A 6,443-nucleotide genomic window follows, 5' to 3' on the forward strand; every position below is an offset into this window, starting at 1 on the left:
CCATTTTGGATCCATAGAGAGAAAAACAGGCATCCAAAAGTGCTCTTTTGCACCAAATTTTCGGATGCCTGTTTTTGTTTCAAAGTCAAGCTTTATTTTTGGGTAAACTTAAAAATAAGCAGGACGAAATCTAATCGGGACTGAAAGGCAAAATCAAGGATTCCGTTGGAAAATAGAATTGGCAGCTTTGTAATTAATATAGCGCCGCATATAATGATTATGAGAGGTATGAGGGCATATTTTACAAACATATTTCCGGCAAGAAGCATTCCGCAGCCTAATTCAAGAAGGGCGATAATAAATAAACTTGCAGCGGGAAAGGGAATGCCAAGATTAGCGAACATCGTTTTAAAATCACCGACGACAAGCTTCGCAATACCGGATGTGACAAATACGTAGCCGACTGCATAATAAATCCATTTACTCATGATGAATCCCCCTATTTGAATCGTTTACTCCATCTATATGCAATCATTCGGACAAGTTTGCCAGTTATTTCATTCGCTTGTTGTAAGTTAGAGGAAATCCATCTATAATTTGCAATAGATTCGTTGGAAAAGGGAGTGTCATTTTGCTAAAACGATTTTTTGCATATTACAAGCCGTATAAGCGGCTTTTTATTGTTGATTTTACTTCTGCTGTCATTGTCGCCATACTGGAGCTTGCTTTTCCCGTCGCAGTACAATGGTTTATTGACGAACTATTGCCGGGAGATGATTGGGGCATAATCGTAACGGCAGCAGTCCTGCTGCTATTCGTTTATTTGCTCAGCACCTTTTTACAGTATGTTGTTACCTATTACGGGCATAAACTCGGGGTAAACATCGAGACGGATATGCGAAAGGATCTCTTTTTTCATGTGCAAAAACAGTCTTATCGCTTTTTTGATAATACGAAAACCGGTCACATTATTAGCCGAATTACGAACGACTTATTCGATATTGGCGAGCTTGCCCATCACGGGCCGGAAGATTTTTTCATCGCTCTGATGACCTTTTTCGGAGCTTTTGTCATCATGTTTAATATTCATGCCCAGCTCGCATTGGTTATCCTCTTCTCCATCCCGGTTCTTATTTTCCTGATTTCTTACGGAAATGTACGAATGAATCGGGCGTGGAAAAAAATGTACGAAGATATTGCAGGGGTGAATGCCCGGGTTGAGGATGCGGTGTCCGGAGCAAGAGTAGTTCAGGCGTTTACAAACGAAGCATTTGAAATGAAACGTTTTTCAAAAGACAATTTAAACTTTCGCAAAGCAAAACTTACCGCCTACAAAACGATGGCCCTCGTTCACTCAAATATTTACTTGCTGATGCGTTTAATCACTTTAATCGTCCTTGTCGTCGGGGCCTGGTTTACATTTAACGGAAAACTGTCTTACGGGGAATTGGTCAGTTTCCTCTTGTTTGTAAATGTACTGACAACCCCGATAAATAAAATTACCGCCCTGCTCGAAATTTATCCAAAGGGGATGGCCGGCTTTAAACGGTTCACCGAATTAATGGATGTTGCGCCGGATGTGAAAGATAAAAAGAATGCGCTGCAGGTCGACAGGCTCTATGGGGATATACAATTTCATAATGTATCTTTTCGCTATGAGCCGACACAGCGGCCGGTGCTGGAATCGATTAATTTCCGCATCAAGCCCGGCGAAACAGTTGCCTTTGTCGGTCCTTCCGGAGCAGGCAAAACGACGATTTCTGCCCTAATCCCCCGATTTTACGATGTGGATGAAGGAAGCATTACGATAGACGGCATCGATGTGAAGGACATGACAAAGGAATCCTTAAGGAAAAATATCGGCGTAGTTCAGCAAGATGTGTTCCTCTTTACCGGCACATTGCGGGACAATATTGCTTACGGTAAATTGGATGCAACGGAAGAAGAAATATGGGATGCGGCCAAACGGGCCCATATGGAGGAATTTATCCGCGAACTCCCTCAAGGAATGGATACCGAGGTAGGAGAGCGGGGATTAAAATTGTCTGGCGGCCAGAAACAGCGGATCGCCATTGCCCGGATGTTCCTAAAAAACCCTTCCATTTTAATATTGGATGAGGCGACCTCCGCATTGGATACAGATACGGAAAGAATTATCCAGGAGGCACTGGATGACTTGGCAAAGGACCGGACAACAATTATTATCGCCCATCGTTTAGCTACCATTAAAAATGCCGACCGGGTCATGGTCGTGACGAAGGATGGCATTATCGAAGAAGGGACACAGGAAGAACTGCTGCAGCAAGATGGTTTATTTGCCCATCTTTACAACATACAAATGAAATAAGAAGATGCAGTGAGGCTCCTTATTTAGCAGGAGCCTTTTTTTGCAAGAAAAATGGATTGAAAATTTTCAGAAAATAAGGTATTGTTTTTTTAAACTATGAAGTTAGGAGGGCTATTATGAGACGGCTTTCGGAGGCGGAAATTCAGGATGAGCTAGAGAATTTAAGCGGGTGGAAATTGGTGGATGAGAAGTGGATTCAAAAACGTTACCGTTTTAAAGAATTTTTAAACGGCATTCAATTTGTCCAGCGCATCGCCCAATATGCAGAGGAAAAAAATCATCATCCCTTTATATCCATCGACTATAAAATGGTTACGTTAAAAATTTCATCTTGGCAAGCAAAGGGGCTGACGGATTTAGACTTTGAAATGGTAAAGCATTTTGATGTTCTTTATGAACAAGGGGAAAAATAGAATATTGCCAGTATTTCCCGGGAAATGTCGGAAGACGTCGAATGCATAACAAGAAATAAAGAACGAAACCTAAAGGGAAGAATGAATTCCATGGAAAGGGAAATGCTGAATGAAGGTAAGACATATAATTTTGTTCATCCTCCTTACTTTTTTTGCTTTGATGCCCAATTTATCAATTTACGGGGAAGAAGGGCCGCCATATGCCAAATGGGGCAGGATGGCGATGGCTGAAACAAAGGAGAAATATCCGGAAGCGGACATTGTAGATTATTTGCATATCGGCAGGGAGACAAAGGGAGAACAGTCCATAGAGAAATTTAAACTTTGGCTAAGGGGACCGGAAAGGGAATTTGGCGTATTTGTCGATATAGTCTTTGAAACAGAAACAGAAAAGGTATTATCTATTACCTTCCGGAAAACGGACCAATAACGGACTGTTGTAATTGAAAGGTGGGGTGAAGAAATGAACGGTCCGAAGAGATTATTCCTCTTTATCACAATCATCATCCTTATTTCGGGCATTTCTTCACTCCTATTTCAGGAGAAGAAAGAAGGGGAAGTGATGGAAATGACTCCGGACAAGCCGGTGTTTACGGAAGCGATTTCAGCTGAAGAAACGGATACACTAGATGAAAAAATAGGCAAAGTGCTGGCGGATCAGCGTCTGAAAGGTTCACAGACAGGAATCAGCATCCGCCGAAAAGATACGGGGGAAGAAATTTACCAGTATTTTGGGGAGCTTCGCCTTCATCCCGCATCCAATATGAAAGTGCTGACCGCAATAGGAGCACTGGAAGTATTAGGACAAGACCATCAATTTGAAACATTGATTTTAACCGACGGAGAAATACAGGGAAAGGTTCTGAAAGGCAATTTGTACATAAAGGGCAAGGGAGATCCGACGCTTCAGCGGGAAGATTTGGAGCAATTTGCATTGGAATTAAAAGAAAAGGGAATTGGGGCGATAGATGGGAATATTGTCGGCGATGATGAATGGTATGACGATGTCCGCCTTTCCCAGGATTTAAACTGGTCCGATGAGCCCTTTTTCACGGGAGCCCAAGTATCTGCACTGACCGTTTCACCGGATAACGATTATGATGCGGGAACGGTCATTGTAGAAGTTTCCCCTGGAGACGGAGAGAAGGCAACTGTTAACGTCATTCCGGCAAATGACTATGTTACTATTGAAAATCGGACAACAATGGTTGCCTCTGGAGGAGCAAGAGATATTACCGTAGAGCGGAAGCACGGGGAAAATACGATTATCGTTGAAGGAACAGTTCCTAAGGATAGTCCGGTCTATCGGTCCTGGGCATCGGTATGGGAACCGACCGGATTAGCAGTCCACCTCTTTGCCAAGGAATTGGAGAAACAGGGAATTGAGCTATCCGCAAACACAAAGCTGACACGGGGCAAAACTCCAGAAAACGCCCAGCTGCTTACGAAAAAAACATCGATTCCTTTATCAGAGCTTCTAGTCCCTTTTATGAAACTAAGCAATAATGGCCATGGAGAAGTATTGATTAAAGAGATGGGGAAAAAGATTCAAAATGAAGGAAGCTGGGATGCGGGTCTTGCTGTATTGGAGGAAACAGTGGCGAAATTTGGGGCAGATACATCAACCCTCCTCCTCCGGGACGGTTCGGGCATGTCCCATAAAAATTTAATCCCGGCAAGCGAGCTGACGAAATTGTTATATGAAATCCAGGAACAATCTTGGTTTTCTGTATTTCTAAAGTCCCTTCCTGTTGCTGGCGAGCCGGAACGGATGGTTGGAGGAACGTTAAGAAACCGGCTCACTTCAGAACCATTGCGGGGCAAAGTTGTAGCGAAGACGGGCTCATTGACCGGGGTATTTACCTTAGCCGGATATATTACCGCACTTGATGGTTCCGAATGGATTTTTGCCATTTTAAATAATAATTACATTGTAGATGACGGGGAGATAGCTGAAATTCAAGACAAAATTGCGGAAATCATCATCACTCATTTTCGAAATGAATAAAACCGTGTCAGGGGGGCCATAGGGTCCCCATCATTTTGGCGTAGAAAAGGAATTAATCGTTCTCTTTTGCTACAATGTAGTTTAGAATGAAGTAAAGTTGAAGTAAAAGGAAGGTATGTATGTCGGAAGAACATATAACGAGATTCGAGATAAATAATAAGGAAATAATTCTCGTAGGTACTGCCCATGTTTCCAAACAAAGTGCTGAACTAGTGAAATCCGTAATAGAAACAGAACAGCCGGATTCGGTTTGTGTAGAATTGGACGAACAGCGGTATCAATCAATAGTAGACGGAAATAAGTGGAAAGATATGGACATCTTTCGGGTAATTAAAGAGAAAAAAGCAACTTTGCTGCTGATGAATCTAGCCATCTCTTCCTTTCAAAAACGAATGGCGAAACAGTTCGGCATTCAAGCGGGCCAGGAAATGATTCAGGGGATCGAGTCGGCGAAGGAAATCGGTGCTGAATTGGTGCTTGCAGACCGGAACATCCAAATTACCTTTGCTCGAATATGGGGAAATCTGGGCATCAAAGGGAAATCCCTTCTATTAACCCAAATAATTGCCAGCATTTTTAGCAATGAGACAATCTCTGAAGAAGAATTGGAGAAGATGAAACAAAAGGACTTTATCAACTCGATGCTGCAAGAATTTACCGATCATTTTCCGCGGCTCAAAAAACCGCTGATTGATGAGCGGGACCAATATTTGGCGGAAAAAATAAAAAATGCACCGGGAAATAAAGTGGTCGCCGTGTTAGGTGCTGCCCATGTTCCTGGGATTACAAAGGAAATACATAAAGACCATGATGTGAAGAAATTAACTGCACGGCCAAAACCATCGAAAGCTCCAAAGGTCATCGGCTGGTCCATACCAATCCTTATCATTGGCATGATTCTATATACGTTTATGACAAATCCAACGGTGGGCATGCAGCAGTTGCTCAGCTGGCTGCTTTGGAACGGAGGACTCTCTGCCTTAGGGACTATAGTTGCCTTCGGGCATCCAGCGGCCATTTTAACCGCCTTAATAGCCGCGCCGTTTACATCGTTAAATCCGCTGCTAGCAGCCGGCTGGTTTGCCGGATTTGCCCAAGCCTATTTTAACAGGCCAACGGTACGGGATTTTGAAAGCTTAAATGAAGATGTCTTTCACGTTAAAGGCTTTTGGCGAAACAAAGTAACAAGGGTGTTGCTCGTCGTCATATTTGCCAATATTGGCAGTGCTTTAGGCACCTTTATTGCCGGCGCAGATATTGTGCGCCTGTTCATTCAAAATTTATAACCTCTGAAAAAAAGCAAGTCGTCTATGACTTGCTTTTTATTTTGGTGTGCCCGGCATGGGTGCAGACTATAGGGTGAAAGTCCCGAACAGTGAAGGCAGTAGTAGCTGTAGCTTAAGACAAGGGCATGGGGGGTGACCGTCATGTCTAAAGGAAGTCGGCGGCAAACTTCCGCCCCGAGGAACACGAATCTCATATAAGGCTAGGTAATATTGAATGAGTCTGCCAAACAAGACAAAGTTCTTACTGCCAAAGGTATTACAGAGTAAATGAGGCGGGGACGTGGAAGGAAAGTCTGTACTCTTACCCGGGGAGAACCTGTTGGAATGCCGTGCGCACACGGTAAGCAACTTTGTGAAGGGTTGTTGAACAACAGGCGTCAGCAGAGGTCATAGTACCTACTTTACTCAAGGAAGTAGGGAAGGACTGAACCGATTATGAAGAATCACGT

General features: G+C 43.3%; 6 protein-coding genes. 5 read left to right on the top strand and 1 reads right to left on the bottom strand.

The window, feature by feature from the left end:
- Nucleotides 1-92 precede the first annotated feature (92 nt).
- Nucleotides 93-428: a DoxX family membrane protein gene (locus IEV18_RS16255; protein ID WP_188393414.1), complete on the bottom strand. Its 336-nt coding sequence runs from the start codon at nt 426-428 to the stop codon at nt 93-95.
- Between the two features lie 143 nt (nt 429-571).
- Between IEV18_RS16255 and IEV18_RS16260 the strand changes: the two genes are divergently transcribed.
- The 5 genes from IEV18_RS16260 to IEV18_RS16280 all read left to right on the top strand — a co-directional run bounded on the left by IEV18_RS16260 (nt 572) and on the right by IEV18_RS16280 (nt 5,994).
- Nucleotides 572-2,287, top strand: a complete 1,716-nt coding sequence (locus IEV18_RS16260; protein WP_188393415.1) for an ABC transporter ATP-binding protein — start codon at nt 572-574, stop codon at nt 2,285-2,287.
- A 116-nt stretch (nt 2,288-2,403) separates the two neighbouring features.
- A complete protein-coding gene (locus IEV18_RS16265; protein WP_188393416.1) occupies nt 2,404-2,700 on the top strand; it encodes a 4a-hydroxytetrahydrobiopterin dehydratase in 297 nt (98 codons plus the stop codon).
- A gap of 109 nt (nt 2,701-2,809) precedes the next feature.
- Nucleotides 2,810-3,130, top strand: a complete 321-nt coding sequence (locus IEV18_RS16270; protein WP_188393417.1) for a YqzG/YhdC family protein — start codon at nt 2,810-2,812, stop codon at nt 3,128-3,130.
- A gap of 33 nt (nt 3,131-3,163) precedes the next feature.
- On the top strand, nt 3,164-4,708 hold the full coding sequence (gene dacB, locus IEV18_RS16275; protein WP_229733699.1) for a D-alanyl-D-alanine carboxypeptidase/D-alanyl-D-alanine endopeptidase: 1,545 nt from the start codon (nt 3,164-3,166) through the stop codon (nt 4,706-4,708).
- Nucleotides 4,709-4,827: 119 nt separating this feature from the next.
- On the top strand, nt 4,828-5,994 hold the full coding sequence (locus IEV18_RS16280) for a TraB/GumN family protein (protein WP_188393418.1): 1,167 nt from the start codon (nt 4,828-4,830) through the stop codon (nt 5,992-5,994).
- The last annotated feature ends 449 nt before the right edge of the window (nt 5,995-6,443 follow it).

This window comes from Compostibacillus humi (genome assembly GCF_014637175.1).
GTDB classification, from domain to species: domain Bacteria; phylum Bacillota; class Bacilli; order Bacillales; family Amphibacillaceae; genus Oceanobacillus; species Oceanobacillus humi.